General features: G+C 34.2%; 19 protein-coding genes, 2 pseudogenes and 2 other annotated features. Of the genes and pseudogenes, 19 read left to right on the top strand and 2 right to left on the bottom strand.

Annotated features, from left to right (window positions below):
- Positions 1-35 precede the first annotated feature (35 nt).
- The 3 genes from FH036_RS07105 (at position 36) to hitS (ending at position 3,632) form a co-directional block, all read left to right on the top strand.
- Positions 36-1,796, top strand: coding sequence for an ABC transporter ATP-binding protein (locus FH036_RS07105; RefSeq protein WP_044790397.1), 1,761 nt, complete (start codon positions 36-38; stop codon positions 1,794-1,796).
- 88 nt (positions 1,797-1,884) lie between these two features.
- Entirely contained in the window at positions 1,885-2,562 is a 678-nt protein-coding gene (hitR, locus tag FH036_RS07100) for an envelope stress response regulator transcription factor HitR (RefSeq protein WP_048557535.1), read from the top strand.
- Positions 2,559-3,632 (top strand): envelope stress sensor histidine kinase HitS, encoded by a 1,074-nt coding sequence (gene hitS / locus FH036_RS07095; protein ID WP_139895568.1) that lies wholly within the window; start codon positions 2,559-2,561, stop codon positions 3,630-3,632. The genes hitR and hitS overlap by 4 nt, the downstream gene beginning before the upstream one ends.
- Before the next feature lie 23 nt (positions 3,633-3,655).
- Here hitS and FH036_RS07090 read toward each other — a convergent pair whose 3' ends face one another.
- Positions 3,656-4,240 (bottom strand): DUF3139 domain-containing protein, encoded by a 585-nt coding sequence (locus FH036_RS07090; RefSeq protein ID WP_139895567.1) that lies wholly within the window; start codon positions 4,238-4,240, stop codon positions 3,656-3,658.
- Between the two features lie 196 nt (positions 4,241-4,436).
- On the opposite strand from FH036_RS07090, the gene FH036_RS07085 reads away from it, so the two are divergent.
- From FH036_RS07085 to FH036_RS07065, 5 genes and pseudogenes are all read left to right on the top strand, one after another.
- Positions 4,437-5,156, top strand: a complete 720-nt coding sequence (locus FH036_RS07085) for a 3-ketoacyl-ACP reductase (protein ID WP_000818985.1) — start codon at positions 4,437-4,439, stop codon at positions 5,154-5,156.
- A 113-nt stretch (positions 5,157-5,269) separates the two neighbouring features.
- Positions 5,270-5,663: pseudogene (locus tag FH036_RS07080) on the top strand (O-methyltransferase); the annotation flags it as partial.
- A gap of 133 nt (positions 5,664-5,796) precedes the next feature.
- A complete protein-coding gene (locus FH036_RS07075) occupies positions 5,797-6,669 on the top strand; it encodes an aminoglycoside 6-adenylyltransferase (RefSeq protein ID WP_139895566.1) in 873 nt (290 codons plus the stop codon).
- Positions 6,670-6,786: 117 nt separating this feature from the next.
- Positions 6,787-7,614, top strand: a complete 828-nt coding sequence (locus tag FH036_RS07070; protein ID WP_044790390.1) for a peptidoglycan-N-acetylglucosamine deacetylase — start codon at positions 6,787-6,789, stop codon at positions 7,612-7,614.
- A 94-nt stretch (positions 7,615-7,708) separates the two neighbouring features.
- Positions 7,709-8,023, top strand: coding sequence for an SdpI family protein (locus FH036_RS07065; protein ID WP_041184205.1), 315 nt, complete (start codon positions 7,709-7,711; stop codon positions 8,021-8,023).
- A gap of 47 nt (positions 8,024-8,070) precedes the next feature.
- Here FH036_RS07065 and FH036_RS07060 read toward each other — a convergent pair whose 3' ends face one another.
- A complete protein-coding gene (locus tag FH036_RS07060) occupies positions 8,071-8,679 on the bottom strand; it encodes an NUDIX hydrolase (RefSeq protein WP_000141371.1) in 609 nt (202 codons plus the stop codon).
- Positions 8,680-8,762: 83 nt separating this feature from the next.
- Here FH036_RS07060 and FH036_RS07055 point away from each other — a divergent pair, with 83 nt between their 5' ends.
- The 11 genes and pseudogenes from FH036_RS07055 (at position 8,763) to FH036_RS07000 (ending at position 20,594) form a co-directional block, all read left to right on the top strand.
- Positions 8,763-9,401 (top strand): pyridoxamine 5'-phosphate oxidase family protein, encoded by a 639-nt coding sequence (locus tag FH036_RS07055; RefSeq protein WP_044790388.1) that lies wholly within the window; start codon positions 8,763-8,765, stop codon positions 9,399-9,401.
- A 231-nt stretch (positions 9,402-9,632) separates the two neighbouring features.
- Positions 9,633-9,864 (top strand) — a binding site (T-box leader).
- Between the two features lie 114 nt (positions 9,865-9,978).
- Positions 9,979-10,210, top strand: a binding site (T-box leader).
- A gap of 154 nt (positions 10,211-10,364) precedes the next feature.
- Entirely contained in the window at positions 10,365-11,660 is a 1,296-nt protein-coding gene (locus tag FH036_RS07045) for a homoserine dehydrogenase (protein ID WP_001067137.1), read from the top strand.
- Complete coding sequence (gene thrC / locus FH036_RS07040; RefSeq protein WP_139895565.1) at positions 11,653-12,711, top strand: threonine synthase; 1,059 nt, start codon at positions 11,653-11,655, stop codon at positions 12,709-12,711. Before FH036_RS07045 ends, thrC begins: the two co-directional genes overlap by 8 nt.
- A complete protein-coding gene (gene thrB, locus FH036_RS07035; RefSeq protein WP_139895564.1) occupies positions 12,708-13,601 on the top strand; it encodes a homoserine kinase in 894 nt (297 codons plus the stop codon). Before thrC ends, thrB begins: the two co-directional genes overlap by 4 nt.
- A gap of 103 nt (positions 13,602-13,704) precedes the next feature.
- Positions 13,705-13,914: a DUF6366 family protein gene (locus FH036_RS07030; RefSeq protein ID WP_139895563.1), complete on the top strand. Its 210-nt coding sequence runs from the start codon at positions 13,705-13,707 to the stop codon at positions 13,912-13,914.
- Positions 13,915-14,124: 210 nt separating this feature from the next.
- A complete protein-coding gene (locus FH036_RS07025) occupies positions 14,125-16,422 on the top strand; it encodes a glycoside hydrolase (protein WP_139895562.1) in 2,298 nt (765 codons plus the stop codon).
- A gap of 204 nt (positions 16,423-16,626) precedes the next feature.
- Positions 16,627-17,628: an LCP family protein gene (locus FH036_RS07020; protein ID WP_044790787.1), complete on the top strand. Its 1,002-nt coding sequence runs from the start codon at positions 16,627-16,629 to the stop codon at positions 17,626-17,628.
- Positions 17,629-17,696: 68 nt separating this feature from the next.
- Positions 17,697-18,161 (top strand): annotated as a pseudogene (locus tag FH036_RS07015) (sensor histidine kinase); the annotation flags it as partial.
- A 100-nt stretch (positions 18,162-18,261) separates the two neighbouring features.
- On the top strand, positions 18,262-19,083 hold the full coding sequence (locus FH036_RS07010; protein ID WP_000416558.1) for a peptidoglycan-N-acetylglucosamine deacetylase: 822 nt from the start codon (positions 18,262-18,264) through the stop codon (positions 19,081-19,083).
- 14 nt (positions 19,084-19,097) lie between these two features.
- Complete coding sequence (locus FH036_RS07005) at positions 19,098-19,754, top strand: YkyA family protein (protein WP_000873557.1); 657 nt, start codon at positions 19,098-19,100, stop codon at positions 19,752-19,754.
- Positions 19,755-19,913: 159 nt separating this feature from the next.
- Positions 19,914-20,594: an MgtC/SapB family protein gene (locus tag FH036_RS07000; protein WP_000119508.1), complete on the top strand. Its 681-nt coding sequence runs from the start codon at positions 19,914-19,916 to the stop codon at positions 20,592-20,594.
- The last annotated feature ends 29 nt before the right edge of the window (positions 20,595-20,623 follow it).

Raw genomic sequence — 20,623 nt, 5'->3', positions numbered from 1 at the left:
AGAACAGTTTTGTTTAACACGAGGAGATGACAGAAATGGAAGTTAGAAATGAAATAAAGAAAAAAGGGAGTTGGAGGCAGTTTTTACGCCTTATTCAAGATACAAATCCTCCGAAAGGGATTCTTGTTTTTGCGTTATTCATGAGTTTGCTTTCTACGGGAGCGAGTTTATTTATTCCGATGTTAACAAAAGGATTAGTAGATAATTTTTCACTTTCGTCAATTAGTACAGGACAAATTGTTGGGCTAGTTGCATTCTTTATTATGCAAACTATAGCTGCAGGATTATCTATATATTTACTAAATTATATAGGACAGAAGATTGTAGCCGGACTGAGAGAACGTTTGTGGAAAAAGGTACTTATATTGCCAGTATCTTATTATGATCAAAATAGAACAGGCGATACAATTAGCCGAATGACAAATGATACAGGTGTTGTGAAGACATTAATTTCTGAGCATTTGTCAAATTTATTAACAGGCGGTATTTCAATTGTCGGATCATTAATCGTATTATTTGTTTTAGATTGGAAAATGACACTTTTACTTTTAACGGTTATTCCATTATCAGTACTGATCTTAGTTCCACTAGGACGAAAAATGTATAAGATTTCAAAAGCACTTCAAGATGAAACAGCTTCTTTTACAAGTGTGCTAACGCAAGTATTATCAGAAATTCGTTTAGTGAAATCTTCGAACACAGAAAAAAGAGAATATGAAACTGGAAATAAAGGTATCGAGAAGTTATTGCAATTTGGTTTGAAAGAGGGAAAAGTGCAAGCGTTAATTTCACCAGTTATGTCGTTTGTTTTAATGGCATTACTTGTTATTATCGTAGGATATGGCGGGATGCGAGTTTCTAGCGGTGCATTAACAACTGGGGAACTAGTAGCGTTTATTTTATATTTAGTTCAAATTATAATGCCGATGAGTCAATTATCTATGTTCTTTACACAATTCCAAAAGGCAATTGGTGCAACGGAAAGAATTAATACTATTTTAGAATATGAAGTAGAAGACCATGAAACTGGTGTGAAAGTCACAAATGCTAAGCAACCAATTGTTCTTGAAAATGTACATTTCGAGTATAACGAAGAAGAGCAAGTGTTAAAGAATATTGATTTCACAATTGAATCAGGAAAAGTAACAGCGATCGTAGGGCCAAGTGGTAGCGGGAAAACGACATTATTTTCACTATTAGAACGTTTTTATGAGCCAACTAGCGGTGCTATTAAATTAGGGAAAGATGCAATTACGAACTATTCATTACAATCATGGCGACGTCAAATTGGTTACGTTTCACAAGATAGTCCGTTAATTGATGGAACGATTCGGGATAACATTTGTTACGGCGTTGAGGGAGAAGTGACAGATGAAGAAATTGAAAAAGTAGCAGCGATGGCATATGTGGATGCATTTATTCATGACTTACCAAATGGATATGCAACAGAAGTTGGAGAACGTGGTGTGAAACTTTCTGGAGGACAAAGACAGCGAATTGCCATTGCCCGGGCGTTACTTAGAAATCCACAAATTCTTATGTTAGATGAAGCAACTTCTAGTTTAGATAGTAAATCAGAGTCTGTCGTTCAAAAGGCATTAAATAACTTAATGAAAGGCAGAACAACGTTAGTTATTGCACATAGACTTTCTACTGTAGTAGATGCAGATAAAATTATCTTTATAGAAAAAGGAAATCTTACAGGAAGCGGTACACATGATGAATTGTTACGCACACATGACATGTATCGTGAATTTGCAACGCAACAATTGAAAATTAAAGAGGGCGTATTATAAAATGAATCATCAGTGGGGCTTATACTCCGCTGGTGATTCATTTTTAAAAGTTATATAAAAGATGCTACGTAGAAAGGAGAGGTTTTCTTTGCTACCAAAAATTTTAATAGTAGATGACGATCCACATATTAGAGAACTTGTTTCTGTATTTTTAGAGAGGGAAGGATTTCAAACATATGAAGCAATTGATGGTCTAGATGCACTTCAAAAAATAGATGAAGTGAAAGTTGATATGGTTATTCTTGATATCATGATGCCGAATATGGATGGATTTGATGTATGTTTTGAATTAAGAAAATACTATGATATTCCGATTTTGATGCTAACTGCTAAAGGAGAAACATCTCAAAAAGTAAAAGGGTTTCATCTTGGTACGGATGATTATCTTGTAAAACCATTTGATCCGATAGAACTAGTAGTGAGGGTTAAGGCGTTATTGAAACGTTACCAAATTACAGTGTCGCAATCAATTCAAGTTGGAACTGTACTGTTAAATCGTAAAACATTTGAAGTTACAATTGGAGAACAAACGGTTACGTTACCGTTAAAAGAATTCGAATTGCTCTTTACTTTAGGCTCTAAAGCGGGGAGAACTTGTTCGAGAGAGCAATTAATTGAAGATGTATGGGGATATGATTTTGAAGGGAATGAGCGTACACTAGACGTTCATATAAATCGGTTACGTGAGAAGTTCCAAGAAGAGAAGTCGAAATTTAGTATTAAAACGATAAGAGGCTTAGGATATCGCTTAGAGGTAAGTAAATGAGAAAAAGAGAACGAATGAGTAAATTCAAGATGCTGAAAGTAACGGGAGCGATAATAGCACTCTTTTCTTTTCTTACTATTATTTGGTCTACAGCATTTTATGTATTATCTAGTATATTGGATGCCCTTGCAATACATTTATCTCCTTTTGTTACCTATCTCATTAGTGACATACTCAGTTTTATATTTATGATTCTTCTTTGGATATTAATTGCAGTATTAATGAGACCGAAGCGAGAGGCGATGATTTGGACTATTATTGAACCGATACAAAAAATTGCAAAAGGGGACTTCTCCGTAAAAATACGAAATGAAGAGAAATATGATGGAGAAATTGGTGTGCTCGTAAAAAGCATAAATGATATGACAGATGAACTGAATGCGATGGAGAAAATGCGCCAGGAATTTGTATCGAATGTTTCTCATGAAATACAGTCACCATTAACTTCTATAAAAGGATTTGCTAGAGCACTACAAGATACTAATCTTCCTGAGGAAAAAAGAGAGCATTATCTTACCATTATTGAAACAGAAACGACGAGATTATCTAAACTAAGTCAAAATTTACTGAAACTAACTCTTTTAGAGTCGGAAGAATATACACCAGAAAGAGTAACTTATCGATTAGATCAACAGTTAAAACAAATTGTATTAAATAGTGAACCGCTTTGGGCTGAGAAAGAAATTGAATTAGACCTTGATTTAGAAAAAGTGCATATAACTGCTGACCAAGAAAGTATGAGTCAAGTTTGGATTAATTTAATTCATAATAGTATTAAATTTACTCCAAGTAGCGGTACGATTTCAATCAAGCTAAAAGAATATGAGACATTAGTGGAAGTGCGTATTCGCGATTCGGGAATTGGAATATCTGAAGAACAGAAACAACATATTTTTGAGCGTTTTTATAAAGCAGACTCTTCACGAAATCGTGCTTATGGAGGAAGTGGCTTAGGTTTAGCGATTGTGAAAAAAGTACTCGATCTTCATCAGGGGGAAATAAAAGTCGAGAGTGAGGAAGGGAAGGGTACGGAATTTATTGTTTGTATTCCTAAGTATAAAGAGAAATAGTGTTAGGGGCATATCTTCTAACACTATTTTTCTTTATACATACATTTACCATTGCTGCAGCTATACTGATAAGCTTTTCCTTCACTATTCATACGGTATGAGTAATCAGATTCTTTATCTTTTTTAAAGTCAACGTATGCTTCTGCACCGTTTTTATCATCATCAATATCAACGAATTGAACATGGCGTATAGAATAATCTTTCTTTTTACTTAAACCTCTTTCTTGCAAGTTTTTATGAATACCCTCTACTAACTCGTCAAACAATGACCAGTTTAAATTAAGATTTTCAAATGACTCAGTATGTCTTCCTACAATGCCGTTGTCTTGTATTATTTTATTATTATCGTATGTATAAGAGTATGTAAAATAAGGTTCGTCTTTATATACGACTTCCGCATAATAGCCGATATTATAAAGAGGAGTATATTTTCCGGTTATGCTTTGTATTTCTTTTTGCTTATATCCTTTTATAGTATGGAGATATTCGTTAGTATCTTTTTCTATTACTTTATAATGTAGTGGATTACCAAATATAAAGTACATAGCCAAAAATATGATGCATAGTCCGACTGCAGTTAGTGACAAGAACCACTTCTTTCTTTTCATACACATACACCCTTCTGTGTGGGATTTATTGCTATTTTACATGAATTATGGAAAAAACATGAGAATTATAAATAAAAAATTTCTGTAGTTACCTACAAGTAACCTACGCACATGAAAGTGCATCATTGCCTTTTTACATAAACATAGATACAATTTTAATATAATACATAATTGAGATGATTAAGGAGTGTTATACTTGGCAGAATTATTACAAGGCAAAAATGCTTTAATTACAGGAGCAGGTAGAGGGATTGGTCGCGCTGTAGCGATCGCATTAGCGAAAGAGGGCGTAAATGTCGGTCTTTTAGCTCGTTCAGAAGAAAACTTAAAAGCTGTAGCGAAAGAAGTAGAAGCAGAAGGCGTAAAAGCTGTTATTGCGACTGCTGATGTTTCCTCATATGAAGAAGTCACTACTGCAATTGAGACGTTAAAAAACGGTTTAGGATCTATCGATATTTTAATTAATAACGCTGGTATTTCTAAGTTCGGTAAGTTTTTAGAACTAGACGTTGCTGATTGGGAAAAAATCATTCAAGTAAACTTAATGGGTGTATACTATGCAACTCGTGCAGCTTTACCAAGCATGATTGAACAACAATCTGGTGATATCATTAACATTTCATCTACAGCGGGACAAAAAGGTGCACCTGTAACAAGTGCATATAGTGCTTCTAAATTTGGTGTTCTTGGCTTAACAGAATCGTTAGCGATGGAAGTTCGTAAACATAACATTCGCGTAACTGCTTTAACTCCAAGTACAGTAGCAACAGATATGGCTGTAGATTTAGGATTAACTGACGGAAATCCTGATAAAGTAATGCAAGCAGAAGATATTGCAGAGTTTATCGTAGCGCAGCTGAAATTAAATAAACGTACATTTATTAAATCAGCAGGACTTTGGTCTACTAATCCGTAAGGGATACATGTATAAACAAAAGAAGGGATATCTATTTTGTAATGAAGTAGATGTCCCTTCTTTATTTTTTGTATATGAGACAGAATTTTCGGTATAATCAAAAGTGGATAGTAGAAAAGCATGCTGACATTGCGCGTAGCAATATTGAACGCGCTAATTTGAATGATAGAGTTGAAGTGCGAACAGGATTAGCTTTAGATTCTTTACAACAAATAGAAAATGAGAAGTATGAACCATTTGATTTTATCTTTATAGACGCTGATAAAAAAATAACCCTGCTTATTTTGAATGGGCACTGAAACTATCACGCCCTGGTACTGTAATTATTGGGGATAACGTAGTACGTGAAGGAGAAGTTATTGACAATACGAGTAATGACCCTCGGGTACAAGGGATACGTCGCTTCTATGAGCAATAGCTACTGAGCCACGTGTAAGTGCTACGGCGCTTCAAACAGTCGGAAGTAAAGGGTACGATGGATTTATAATGGCAGTCGTAAAAGAATAACGAAAGGAGATAAATAGAATGAAAAAGATGTTTGAAAAGTTATAACATGTATCGTATACAACGCAGTTAGCTCGTGGACCTCCAACGTACTTCAAAATATAAGTTTATATTAAAAATTGGAGGTTAGGAATAGATGAGAACTGAAAAAGAAATGCTGGACTTAATTATAAATACAGCAAAAGAGGATGAAAGAATTCGAGCTGTCATCATGAATGGATCGCGTGTAAATCCAAATGTGAAAAGAGATTGTTTTCAAGACTATGATATTATGTATGTTGTAAAAGATATACAATCCTTTATGTCTAATCATAATTGGATTCATAGATTTGGAGAAATAATGATTGTACAAATGCCAGAAGAAATGTCATTAGTTCCACCAGATGGAGACGGGAAGTTTCCGTATTTAATGCAGTTCATGGATGGAAATCGGATTGATTTAACATTAGTTCCGGTTGATTTAATAAAAAAGTTCGTTGGACAAGATAGCTTAAGTAAATTACTTCTCGATAAAGATAATTGTATGGAAGAATTCCCGCCAGCAAGCGATAAAGATTACTTAATAAAAAAGCCTACAAAAAAAGAGTTTTTAGATTGCTGTAATGAGTTTTGGTGGTGTAGTACGAATGTGGCAAAAGGGTTATGGAGAGAAGAGCTTTCTTATGCAAAAGGAATGCTTGAAGGACCAGTGCGAGATATGTTCATCGTAATGCTAGAATGGCATATTGGTATGAAAACAGACTTTACAGTTAATGCAGGTAAATTTGGAAAGCATTTTGAGCAATATTTTGAAGAAGATATGTGGGAGCAATTTAAAAAGACATTTTCTAATGCAGAATATGAAAACATATGGGAATCATTCTTTGTCATGGGTAATTTATTTAGGGAAGTGGCGAACGAAATTGCTAACGCTTATGGATATCCGTACCCGCAAGGTGATGATGACAGAGTGACAAGTTATTTAAAACATGTGAAAGCTTTACCGAAAGATAGTACATCAATTTATTAATAATAGTCAGCAGTAAGACTGTCCAAATGACGGACAGTCTTATTTTTGTTTATGAATAACAATTTCTCTAACAAAGTGCAGAGGAATCACATATGAAAATTTAGGGAGGTTTTTATCATGTATTATTTTTATTCGCCACAAATGTTTACTCCATATCAATGGGGACTAGAACGAAATGTTTCGTATGCTTATATGCCATATAACTCATTTTATTATGGAGACTATATAAACTCATTGCCATACGCATATACCCCTCAAAATTATGAAGTACAAATGAAAGCAGATGAGCGTGGATCGTGGACGCCATTTTCTTGGGTTGAAAAATATGCGTACGCATTTTCAGGACCGTACAATAAAGCGGAAGTTGCTCTTACATTTGATGATGGACCGGATTTAGAATTCACGCCAAAAATATTAGATAAGTTAAAACAACATAATGTAAAAGCGACTTTTTTCCTGCTTGGTGAAAATGCAGAAAAGTTTCCAAATGTAGTAAAGCGTATTGCGAATGAAGGGCATGTAATTGGTAATCATACGTATAGCCATCCTAATTTAGCGAAAGTAAATGATGCTGAGTACCGTAATCAAATTATAAAAACAGAAGAGATATTAAATCGTTTAGCTGGGTATGCACCGAAATTTATTCGCCCACCGTATGGTGAAATACTTGAAGATCAATTGAAGTGGGCAACTGAGCAAAATTTTATGATTGTACAGTGGAGTGTTGACACGGTTGATTGGAAAGGTGTAAGCGCTGATACGATTACAAATAATGTGTTAGGGAACTCATTTCCTGGTAGTGTCATACTTCAGCATTCAACTCCAGGTGGACATTTGCAAGGGTCCGTAGAGGCGCTAGACAAAATGATTCCGCAGTTAAAAACGAAAGGGGCACGTTTTGTAACACTTCCAAGTATGTTCCAGACATCGAAAGAAAGAAAGTGAATGTGTTATGAATTGGAAAAAATAGGGTCGTATCGTATAATAAAAGTGTAAGTTAGGGGGGATATAATTGAGCTATGCATTAGTAAACATAGGAATGAGCATATTGATTGGTGTTATATTTATACTTGCTGCACTTATTCTTCGAAAAAATCCACCAACGGATATTAACGCTGCATATGGTTACCGTACGAAACGATCTATGAAAAATAAGGGACTATGGGATGCGGGGAACAGATATAGCGCAGAAGTGATGAAACAAAATGGATTCATTATGATGTTGATAGGAAGTTTTATTAGTATACTGTTTAAATATCCCCATACAACGTTAGCGATAATAATCTTTATGCTAGTACTAATCATTCGCTTATTCATACGAGTAGAGAAAAAGTTGAAGACACTTGAGCAATAATGAAAAATAGGACTCCCGACCGATATTAGTAGGGAGTCCTATTCTATTTACAAATCATTATTTTTTAGTAATTCTTTTCCTTGCTCTATAACAAATTCATAGTATGCAATATCATATGGATAAATATCTTCAAATGTTATCGTTATCGGTTTATTGTTTAAGACAGAAATAGCTGTAAAAGATGAAATCTCTCTTTTTAATAGTTGTAGAAAAGAAGTTGCATGTACTTTCATCACATCGTCTACTTCTTCACCTGGTGCGAATGGAAGTGGATCGATGACATTGTGAAAATACATATGGCAAAACTCGCGATCCGTAAGATTTGAAATTTCATAATCTATTGTAAAGATTCCTTTGTATGCTAAATCGGTCGTTTGAAAGGAAAGGCCTAATTCTTCTTCAATTTCACGAAGACCGCCAATTTGTACATCTTCATCATGCATTATATGTCCAGCTGAAGTAATATCCCATATAAGTGGAGCTTCTTTCTTATTTTTAGAGCGTAATTGGAAATATATAAAAATATCTTCATCATCTTTTTCTACAAACCAACAATGAAATGTTTCGTGCCAATCACCGTCACGATGCACTTCATCACGTAATTTCTTCCCAATTGTATTTCTTTCAGAATCAAATATCGTTAACCACTCTGTCATTTTAATTCCCCTTTCTGCAAATTTTATTATACAATATTTGTATTGAATTTTGGGAAAATAAAGAAAAAAGGGGGTCGGTATTAGTGGGAATAGAGAGTAAGGAAATAAAATCGATTATTTCAACTGAGGTAGAATTACGGAAAATATTAGGGGAACCAAGTGAGCGCGCTTTGAAAAAGGTTATTTCATCATTAGACCACCATTGCGTAGATTTTCTTTCTAAATCTCCTTTTCTAGTACTATCTACTGCAAATCAATTAGGAGAGTGTGACGCTTCGCCGAGAGGAGATGCACCTGGATTTGTATTCGTATTTAATAATAATAAAATTATCATTCCAGAAAGACCAGGCAATCGTCGTATAGACTCCATTTTGAATATTATTTCCAATCCACGTGTAGGATTAATCTTTTTTATCCCAGGCCTTGGGGAGACACTCAGAATAAATGGCCGAGCGTATATAACAAATGACGAAGAAATTTTGCAAGAAATGCAGGCAAATGGACGCAATCCGTTACTTGGAATTGTGGTTGAGGTAGAGGAATGCTATATCCATTGTGCAAAAGCTTTTATTCGTTCAAAAATGTGGGATCCAGAATTTTGGTTACATAAAAAAGAGTTACCTTCAGCAGCAAAAATGTTGCTGGAGCATGCGAAAGTAAATACTTCAGAAGAAGATGTTGCACGTTCTTTAGAAGAAAGTTATACGAAAAGATTGTATTAACAAAATTATATTAATATATTTTTTTGCAAGTATCTATGTGTTTTAAAATGGGATATTTATATATAAACTGTTAATTTATAAGTAGAGAAAATTACAAATAGGTAAATCAATCTGTAGATGAATAACGCTATTGTAAAATATAATAAAAGAAGTTTTTGAAAATAGTTAGTAAAAATAGGCTTGCTTTTTAAAAAGTTGATAACTATAATAAATTAACAAATAGACATGAACGAAAAAGTAACGATAAGGACACGAAATCATTTTTACGGTTTACAGAGAGGGAAGTCAAGGGTGTGAGCTTCCTAACACGAGAAATGATTTTACCACCTTTGAACTTCAATAGTGAACGAGTAATCTAGTAATTATTGACGGAATCAGCCGTTATCTGAACTTGAGCAATCTAGGGAGAAATATGTCTAGGTTGGAACAAGGGTGGAACCACGAAAACACATTCGTCCCTTTCCTAGGGATGAGTGTGTTTTTTTATAGTTTTAGAGATTGAAAATTGAAAATAATTAAAAAATAGTATTGATTTTGTTTTTTATGCGAGTATAATGAGTTAACAAATAAACATGAACGAAAAGTAACGATAAGGACATGAAATCACTTTTACGGTTTACAGAGAGGGAAGTCAAGGGTGTGAGCTTCCTAACACGAGAAATGATTTTACCACCTTTGAACTTCAATAGTGAACGAGTAATCTAGTAATTATTGACGGAATCAGCCGTTATCTGAACTTGAGCAATCTAGAGAGAAATACGTCTAGGTTGGAACAAGGGTGGAACCACGAAAACACATTCGTCCCTTTCCTAGGGATGAGTGTGTTTTTTTATTACTTTGAAAGGAGGTGCTGTAACATGAAACGATTTGTACGTACGGAAATAACCACCACCTGCATGATTGAAAAGCAGAGCAAGGTGATTGATAAAGATAAAAAATAAAATTGTAGGAGGAGATTAGAAGATGAATAATGTTGTTAATGTAGGGGTGTTAGGATTAGGTACGGTCGGAAGTGGTGTTGTCCATATTTTGAAAGAACATTGTAAAAAAATTGCACTTGATACAGGGTATGAAGTGAAAGTGAAGACAGTTGTTGTACGTGATTTAGAAAAAGAACGTGATGTTTGTATTGATGGAATCGTAGTAACAAGTCATGTTGATGAAGTTCTAAATGATTCAAATATTGATATTGTAGTAGAGGTAATGGGCGGAATTGAAGAAGCGAAGCAGCATATTGTTAAGGCTTTACGAAATAAGAAACATGTCGTGACAGCAAATAAAGATTTAATGGCTGTATACGGTGCAGAACTTCTCCAACTGGCAAATGATAATGATTGTGATTTGTGTTATGAGGCAAGTGTAGCGGGCGGTATTCCGGTGTTAAGAGGGTTAACAGACGGATTAGCATCAGATCAGATTGAAAAAATAATGGGAATTGTAAATGGTACAACAAATTACATGTTAACAAAGATGAGTCAAAATGGATGGTCGTATGAAGAAGCTTTACAGGAAGCACAAAAATTAGGTTTTGCAGAATCAGATCCGACAGCGGATGTAGATGGGCTAGATGCGGCGAGAAAGGTAGCGATTCTTGCAAACTTAGGTTTTTCGATGAATGTTTCTTTAGATGATGTGCAAGTAAGAGGGATTCGAAAGGTCGAAAAAGAAGATTTACAAATGGCTGAAAAGTTAGGGTTTACTATGAAGTTAATTGGTAAAGCAGAGAAACAGGGATCAGCTATTCATTTAAGTGTAGAACCAACACTTTTACCAAGTCATCATCCATTGTCAAATGTAAATAATGAATTTAATGCGGTATATGTTCACGGTCAAGCAGTAGGAGAAGTAATGTTTTACGGACCAGGAGCTGGGAAATTACCGACTGGTTCTGCAGTAGTAAGTGATATTATTTCAATCGTTAAAAATATGAATCAAGTTCCGAAAAATAAAAGTGCGTTAAAAGAGCCAGAACCATATGAATTACAGGGAGATGAAGAAGTTGTTTCGAAATATTTCTTACGTATTTCATTACGAGATGAACCTGGGATGTTGCAAAAAATAACAGAATGTTTCGTTAATTATTCTGTAAGTTTAAAAGAAGTTATTCAGTTACCTTTAAATCGTGAACTTGCAGAAGTCGTTGTTGTGACACATCAAACTTCAAAGTATCAATTCGAACAAGTTTTAGGAGCGATAGAAGATGTCGCAAGTGAAATAAACAGTTACTACATTATTGAGGAGGAAAAACAATATGTATAAAGGATTATTAAAACAGTATGCTTCTTATTTACCGGTCAATGAAAATACACCTGATGTGAGCTTAATGGAAGGGAATACACCACTTATCCCGTTATTAAATATATCAAAACAATTAGGAATTCAGTTATACGGTAAGTATGAAGGAGCGAATCCGACAGGTTCTTTTAAAGATCGAGGTATGGTAATGGCAGTTGCAAAGGCGAAAGAAGAAGGGTCAGAGGCAATTATTTGTGCATCAACTGGTAATACATCAGCATCGGCCGCAGCATATGCGGCACGCCTTGGAATGAAATGTATTATCGTAATCCCAGAAGGGAAAATTGCACATGGAAAATTAGCGCAAGCAGTCGCTTACGGAGCTGAAATTATTTCAATAGAAGGGAATTTTGATGATGCACTTAAGGCTGTAAGAAATATTGCTGCGGAAGAGCCAATCACATTAGTTAACTCGGTAAATCCTTATCGAATTGAAGGGCAAAAAACAGCAGCGTTTGAAATTTGTGATCAGTTGCAACGTGCACCAGATGTTCTAGCGATCCCTGTTGGGAATGCTGGAAATATTACAGCATACTGGAAAGGTTTCTGTGAATATGAAAAAGAAAAAGGCTATAAGAAGCCAAGAATTCATGGATTTGAAGCGGAAGGAGCAGCTGCTATTGTAAAAGGGCATGTAATTGACGAGCCAGAAACAATTGCAACAGCGATTCGCATCGGTAACCCAGCAAGTTGGTCATATGCAGTAGAGGCTGCTGAGCAATCTCACGGTGAAATAGATATGGTATCAGATGAAGAAATTTTACATGCGTATAGATTATTAGCAAAATCGGAAGGGGTTTTCGCTGAGCCAGGATCAAATGCTTCATTAGCTGGCGTAATGAAACATGTTCAATCTGGAAAAATCAAAAAAGGAGAAACAGTTGTTGCAGTTTTAACTGGAAACGGCTTGAAAGATCCTGATATCGCAATCTCTTCTAATACATTAGATATTGCAAGTGTTTCAAATAATATAGAACAAATTAAAGAGCATATTAAAGGGGTGATTATGTCGTGATACCATTAAGTATTCGTGTTCCTGCTAGTACAGCGAATGTTGGACCTGGATTCGATTCAGTAGGAATAGCTTTGTCATTATATTTACATGTAGTAGTTAAAGAAAAAGCTGATAAATGGCAAGTGATCCATTCCTTTGAAGATTCAATTCCGATAGACGATAAAAATTTAATTGTTAGCACGGCATGTAAAGTATGTCCTTCTTTATCACCCCATATAATAGAAGTTACTAGTAACATCCCACTAACAAGAGGTCTAGGAAGTAGTGCATCAGCAATTGTAGCTGGGATAGAGCTTGCGAATCAACTAGGCAAATTGAACTTAACGACTGATCAAAAAGTTCAAATTGCTACAAATTTTGAAGGTCATCCTGATAATGTTGCTGCTTCTATATTAGGAGGAACTGTAATCGGAGCACTTGATGGAAAGAATGTTTCGGTTGTAAGAATTGAAAGTAAGGAATTGGGCGTCATTTCTCTTATTCCAAATGAAGAGCTAAATACAGATGAAAGTCGATCTGTATTACCAGATGTATTCCCGTTTCATGAAGCTGTTAAGGCTAGTGCAATAAGTAATGTATTAGTAGCTGCTTTATGTCAAAAGAAATGGAAAGTTGTAGGCGAAATGATGGAAAGGGATCATTTTCACGAGCCGTATCGTTTAGAGCTTGTACCGTTATTACCATCTATTCGTAAATGTGCAAAAGAATTCGGTGCATACGGTACAGCGCTTAGCGGTGCAGGACCATCTATTTTTATATTAACGCCTTATGAGAAACGTCAAGAAATTGCTGAGCAATTAGCGAGAGTATTTACGTCTATGAAAGTGTGTGAGCTAGAAATTGATCATAGAGGGATTACTGTAAATAAAGAAGAACATATAGAACTATAAAAAAGCTAGCATCGCTAGCTTTTTTGCTATGAATTTTTTAGTTAGCATATAAAAGAAATAATGTATAATTTAGTAAAGTGTATATTCATTTGGAGGTGATCGTATGAAGCAAGAGTCACCGGAAGAAAAAAGAGAACGTATAAGGCAAAGTGAATTGAAAAACAATTCTACCGGTTCTTTACATGATGGGCTCAACAGAGCTGAAACGGGTAGTCCAGTTGATATGGCGGGTGGTATGAATTGGAAAGGTACAGCGCTAGTAATTTTAGTGCTAGTTTTAGCGTATATTATATACACTTATTTTTTTAGTTAAGAAATGCATGTTAAAGCTTTGAATGATTTGCTTTTATAATTAGTGAGGATGAAAAAACACGGTTATTGTACTATATATATTAAGCAGATTATAGTTGTCCATATATATTTATTTTTAATCCCAAAATAGAGCTAGCATTATGCTGGTTCTATTTTTTTGCCACATTCCTGTAACAAAGCCTCTGTATATTCAGTGGTGGAGGTGCAGAAGATGAAAAAAATGATAGCAATATGTCTTCTTACAACGATGTCATTTTCGACTTTAGTCGGATGTGATGTAAAAGGTAGCAATACTGTTCAAGAGTCTAAAATAAAGAAAGCAACGTATAAAGAATTTACTTATGATGTCAATCCAGAGACTTTCACGTTAATTGTAGAACATGATGGCGTAAAGGAACTGGCATCACAGTCCTTGCCGAAAATGAAGGTGTCGAATGTAAAAAAAGAAAAGGATCGTACATCTTGGGAATATCCAGATCAAAAAGTAAAAGTGAGTCTAGAGAAGAAAAAAGATCACTTAAATATTGAAGTAGAATCGACTGGTGCAGAAAGCTTTACTTGGCCGAAAGTACAAGCTGAAAATTATACACTTCCGTTATGGGAAGGGAAGCAAATTTCGAGTAATGATGAAAATTGGAAGAAGTTTTTAAAGGATGATGCATATTCATTTGCTGAATCATTTTCTATGAAGTTTTTCGCATTAAATGGGTTGAAATATTCAATTGTATATATCGCGAACAATATGTTTAATAATGAGGTGAAATTTCATTCGGATCCGAAAATCGGGTTTGATTTTATACATGAATTTCCGCGTATAAATAAAAATAAAACATATGGATTTCAAGTATATGTGACAAATAATGATGCAGTAAGTATTGCTAAACTGTATAAAGACAATATCGCTCGAAAAGGTGAATTTAAAACATTAAAAGAAAAGGCTAGAAAAAATAAAGAGATAGAAAAGCTTTACGGTGCAGCTCATTTTTATTTTTGGAATCAAAATGGCTTATCAGAAAGTAATGTAAATTGGCCAAAGCTAAGAGAGAAAATAAATAGCCCTTTGTTTAGCCATATAAAAGAGCTTATTCAAAAATATAGTTCAGAGCCTGGGGAATTGAATGTATTAGATCAAGTAAGTAAACAAGATTTCATTGATAAGTATCAAAAAAATGTTATTTTACGTTATATAAACGAAGTGTTATCAATGAAAGAATTTTATAAAGATGATATTTTTCAAAACGTTAATCAGGAAGCTAGTGTGCTATTAAAGAAAGGTGTAGGTCACTTAACGAATACAGAATTGTATAGCTTAAATAAGCATTTATTAAAGTCGCTACTTGGTGATGCGGTTGAAGAGGTAAGTAAATGGGGTAATGCAGATGGAACGGACATACTAAAGGAAATGAAAGAGGCAGGAATAGAAAAAGCGTGGATTGGTCTGCCAAACTGGGAACAAGGATTTATGCAACCTAATTTCGTGACAGAAGCTAAGGAAATGGGGTATTTAGTTGGTCCGTATGACTCGTATCATTCCATTCACGAAAAAAGTGATAAAAATTGGAACACAGCATCCTTTAATGACCCATCATTATACGAAGAGGCTACTGTAACGAAGAAAAATGGAGAAAAGGTGCAAGGGTTTTTAGGTAGAGGGCGAAAATTAAATCCAACTTTATCTCTGCCTAGTGTAAAAGAACGCATGAATGATATATTACAAAATGGTCCTAAATATAATTCATGGTTTATTGATTGTGATGCGACAGGTGAAATTTACGATGACTATTCAGCGAAACATATAACGACACAAGAGCAAGATTTAAAAGCACGTTTAAAACGAATGGACTACATTGCGCAAGAAAAGGGTATGGTCGTTGGTTCTGAAGGCGGAAATGATTTTGCTAGTAGTACGATTGCATTTGCTCATGGTATTGAAACGCCTGTAATTAAATGGGACGATGAAGATATGAGGAAAAACAAAACAAGTCCGTATTATGTAGGCGGATATTGGTCACCGAATCAAAATGTTCCAGAAAAATATGCAAAACAAGTACCGTTAAAAGAAGAGTATAAACAAGTGTATTTAAATCCTGTATATTCAGTACCGTTATATAAATTAGTATACAATGATTCTATAATTACAACGCATCACTGGGAATGGGGAAGCTTGAAAGTAAAAGATGAGGTCGGAAACCGTATGCTATACGAATTATTGTATAACGTTCCTCCGTTGTACCATTTAGATGAAGTAGAGTGGAATAAGCATAAACAAGAAATTACGCAGCACCTGAAAGTTTGGAATGAAGTTCATGAAAAGGCAGTAAAAGAAGAAATGACGAACTTTGCATATTTGTCAGAAGATAAGTTAGTACAATCAGCTTCGTATGGAAAAAACATTGAAATTATTGTGAATTTCTCAAATGAAGAGATAGAAACACAAAAGACGAAAATAAAAGCAAAATCAGCTTTCATTATTAATAATGGAAAGCAAACTATGTATACACCAAACTAATAAAATTATAATATATGAATTTAAAAACAATTTTATATAAATAGTGACTTGCCAAAAATAAGCACGAGAGTATAATGTGAAATGGAGTACATATTGGATTTGCGCAGTAACCTTACAAAATTGTAAGGTAATTGAAAGGAAATTCAATATGAAGGTTAATAGACTTGCATTATAATTGGGAAAGAGAAAGAGAGGCGAATGGATATGAGCTCTGAATTAGAACAGAATACGAGAAGCAGTAAAAAACGTTCTAAAAGAAAGTCAATAAAATGGTTCATTTTAATTCCGTTTTTCCTACTTATTTTTGGTGGAGTAGGATATGGATCGTTAATATATAATAAAGCAAAAGCAGTAGTAAGTGATGCATATGCAAAAATTGATAAATCATCGAAGCGTGATAAAGAAGTTGAACCTTTAAAGGATAACATTTCAATTCTAATCATGGGTGTTGATGGTAGTGAAATGAGAAAAAGTCAATACGGAGAAGCTGTTCGAACAGATGCACTTTTATTAGCAACAATTAATAAAGATGATAAATCAGTTAAATTAGTAAGTATTCCGCGTGATTCACGTGTATATATTCCATCTAGAAAGAAATTAGATAAAATTACACATGCACACGTATTTGGTGGTGTTGAAAGTACACGCGATACAGTGGAAAGATTTTTAAATGTTCCTGTTGATTATTATGTGAAGTTTAACTTTGAATCATTCGTACAAATTGTCGATTCACTTGGTGGTATTGATATTGATGTACCAGTTACTTTCACTGAACAAGATAGTAAAGACCAAGCAGGTATGATTCATTTAGAGAAAGGCTACCAACATTTAAATGGAGAACAGGCACTTGCGCTTGCAAGAACGCGTAAAATTGACAGTGATGCAATGCGTGGTCAAAGACAACAACTTGTAATTGAAGCAATTGCTAAAAAAGCGATGTCTGTTCAATCTATTAGCAAAATGGGCTCTTTACTTGATGCGGTTGATAAAAATATGAAAACGAACTTAACTTTCGATGATATGCTTGCTATTACGAAAAATATGGCAGGATCTAATTTGGAAATGGAAAAAATGCAAGTGGAAGGTACGGATAAACGTATCGGAGGCATTTATTATTACATTCCAAATGAAAAAAATGTGAAAGATATTTCGGAAAAATTAAATGAACATTTAGGTGTAACACCAAAGCCAGTTCGAAATGAATAATAAAAAAGATTGGCCTTTGCCAATCTTTTTTTATCGAGATGGATTTGTAACTTTTCTGTAACGATTTTTTATACTTAAATCATTTCAATTTATATAAACAAAAGGTGCAATTATACGATATACTAGAGGAGAAGATTTGGCAATTAACTCCTAATGCTGAAGAGAAGCAAATGCAATTCATCAAAACTATAGAACGAATCGATTTGATAGGAGATCGAAATAGACTAAAGTAAACTTTCTTGAATATTGTTCAAAATGCCATTAAATATTCACATAAAAATGGTAAAGTATATATTGAAGCGACTAAAAATAAAGGACAAGCAGTGATAAAGGTGAAAGACGAAGGGATTGGAATTGCTAAAGAGCATTTACCGTATATAGAACAGTCATTTTACCAGATTAATAATTATGCTACAGGTGCGGATCTTGGTTTAGCCATCGTTAAAAAAATGGTGGAGCTTCATGGAGGTACAATAAATATTATAAGTAAAGAAGGAATAGGAACGACCATTTTGATAAAACTCCCATTATAATACATATAAAATCTGTTTATATAGTGTAATAAAATAAATAGATGTATAATTATATTGGGTGATTTATATATAAGATTAATAGGGAGAGGAATTCGATAGAATGGAAAAAGTTTTTAAAATTAAACGAGTAGTATTCGTTTTAATAGCGATTGCAGCAGTAGCTATTGGGTATTTCATGTTTCAATCCATTACTTCACCAGCAAAGGCTGTTGCAAAACAAGAAAATGTAGTACAACTCGCAAGTGAACAACCGAAAGTAGAAATGAATAAAACGGCACCAAGTCGTTTTAATGGTAAGGAAAGAAAAGTTGCTTATCTTACATTTGATGATGGCCCGGGGAAATATACGGCTGAATTATTAAATACGTTAAAACAACATGATGCGAAGGCGACATTCTTTTTAATTGGAGCGAATGTAAAAGAGTTTCCAGATTTAGTGAAACGAGAAAATGCAGAAGGTCATTATGTAGGAATGCATAGTATGACGCATAATTTTGCAAAGTTATATAAAAATGGCGAGTATGTAAATGAGATGAAAGAAGATCAAAGCTTAATCGCCAATATTATTGGGAAATCACCTAAATTAACACGTCCACCATACGGTTCAATGCCTGGATTAAATGAAAGTCTTCGAAATAAAGTGGTAGAGGGCGGCTTTAAAGTGTGGGATTGGACAATTGATTCATTAGATTGGAAATATAATAAAATGCAAGTTGATGCAGCTGCAGCACAAATTGCTCAAAATGTATTAACAAATGCAACAAAACCACAAGAAGTCATTTTAATGCATGATATTCATCCGCAATCAGTTGCTGCTGTGCCAGCAATTTTAAAAGGGTTAAAAGAAAAGGGTTATGAGTTTGAAGCTTATCATGAAGAGAGTCACTTCCCAGTGAATTTCTGGCATGATAACCGTATGTAATGGAGGAATGAACGTTGAAGTATGGAAAAGTAGCAGTAGTTGGAGCACTATCAGTAGGACTATTAACAGGTTGTTTCGGTGAAAAACCAGAAGAAAACCTATATACAGCTTTTGAAACAGCGGCGACACAAGAGAAATCATTAGTTGATGAAGCGAAGAAATTAGAGAAGTTAGAGAAGGAAGGCCAAGAACTATATTCTCAAATTTTACAAGAAGGTAAAGATCATAATGACGCTGTTATGAAGAAAATAGAGCAGGCTACTGCCAATGTAGATAATCGTGAAAAAGCTTTGAAAAATGAGAAAGAAATGCTAGAAAAAGCTCAGAAAGAAACGAAATCTGTTCAAGGAAATATAGAGAAGCTTGAAGATAAAAAGTTACAAAAACAAGCGAAAGCAGTAGAAGAGTCGTATAAAAATCGTTATGATGCATTCCAAAAGATGAATGAAAATTATACGAAGGCGTTAGCGACCGAAAAAGAATTGTATGAAAAATTAAAAGTAAAAGAAACGAAATTAAAAGAGATTGGTGAAAAAGTTAAGGCTGTTAATGAATTAACTATGGAAGCACAAAAATCAAAAGAGCAATTTAACAATTTTACAAAAGAGTATAATGACAGTAAATTAGCATTCTACAAAGATGCAGAGATTAAGATTAAAGATAAGAAATAAAGAAGAGTTTTAAGAGTAATAAAAAGCCGGAGAAACATCGTCACAAATGTTTTTTCGGTTTTTTATGTTAAATGAATAGAAAAGACTGGAATTGATATCATAAAAGAGTTATAGTGAATTATTCCAAGGGAAACATTGTAAAGTAAGGAGACTGGAAATATGTCATATGAATTTTTACTCAAATTAGGTTTAGCACTCTTTTTAGGATTATTCATCGGGATAGATAGGCAGCTAAAGAATAAACCACTTGGTGTGAAAACAAGTATGGTTATTTCTGTAGCAAGTTGTTTAATTACGATGGTTTCAATTGAATCTGTACATGTATATTCTGTTCCAGGGCATACAAATATGGATCCCATGCGTTTAGCTGCTCAAATTGTGAGTGGAATTGGTTTTCTTGGAGCAGGTGTTATTTTAAGAAGAAGTAATGACGTTATTTCTGGATTAACGACCGCCTCTATGGTGTGGGCTGCTTCAGCTTTAGGTATTGCGATTGGAGCAGGATTTTATTTACAAGCGACGGTTGCTATGATTTTAATTATTTTAGCAATTAATGTACTTCCGCAACTTGTGAAAATTGCAGGACCATATTCATTAAGACAAAAGGACTTGTCTATTAAAATTACTGTAAAAGAGCATCATGAGTTAGATGGTATATTTAAGCAGATTAAAAATTTAGGAATGCATGTAAAACGCGTGAAGATTAAAGATATAGATAGTGGAGCATTTCAGCAATTAGAGATGGTTATTTTAGCTCCAGAAGATTTATATACAACTGAGCTATATAGTTCACTAAAAGAGATAGATCGTGTTGTTTCAGTTGAAGTGGAAAGTAGATAATTGTAAGAAAAAAGAGTGAAGTTGAAGTG

Source organism: Bacillus sp. CD3-5, from assembly GCF_006349665.1.
Taxonomy (GTDB): Bacteria; Bacillota; Bacilli; order Bacillales; family Bacillaceae_G; genus Bacillus_A; species Bacillus_A paranthracis.
Note: the sequence above shows the minus strand (reverse complement) of the source record. Positions and strands in the feature narration are given on the sequence as shown.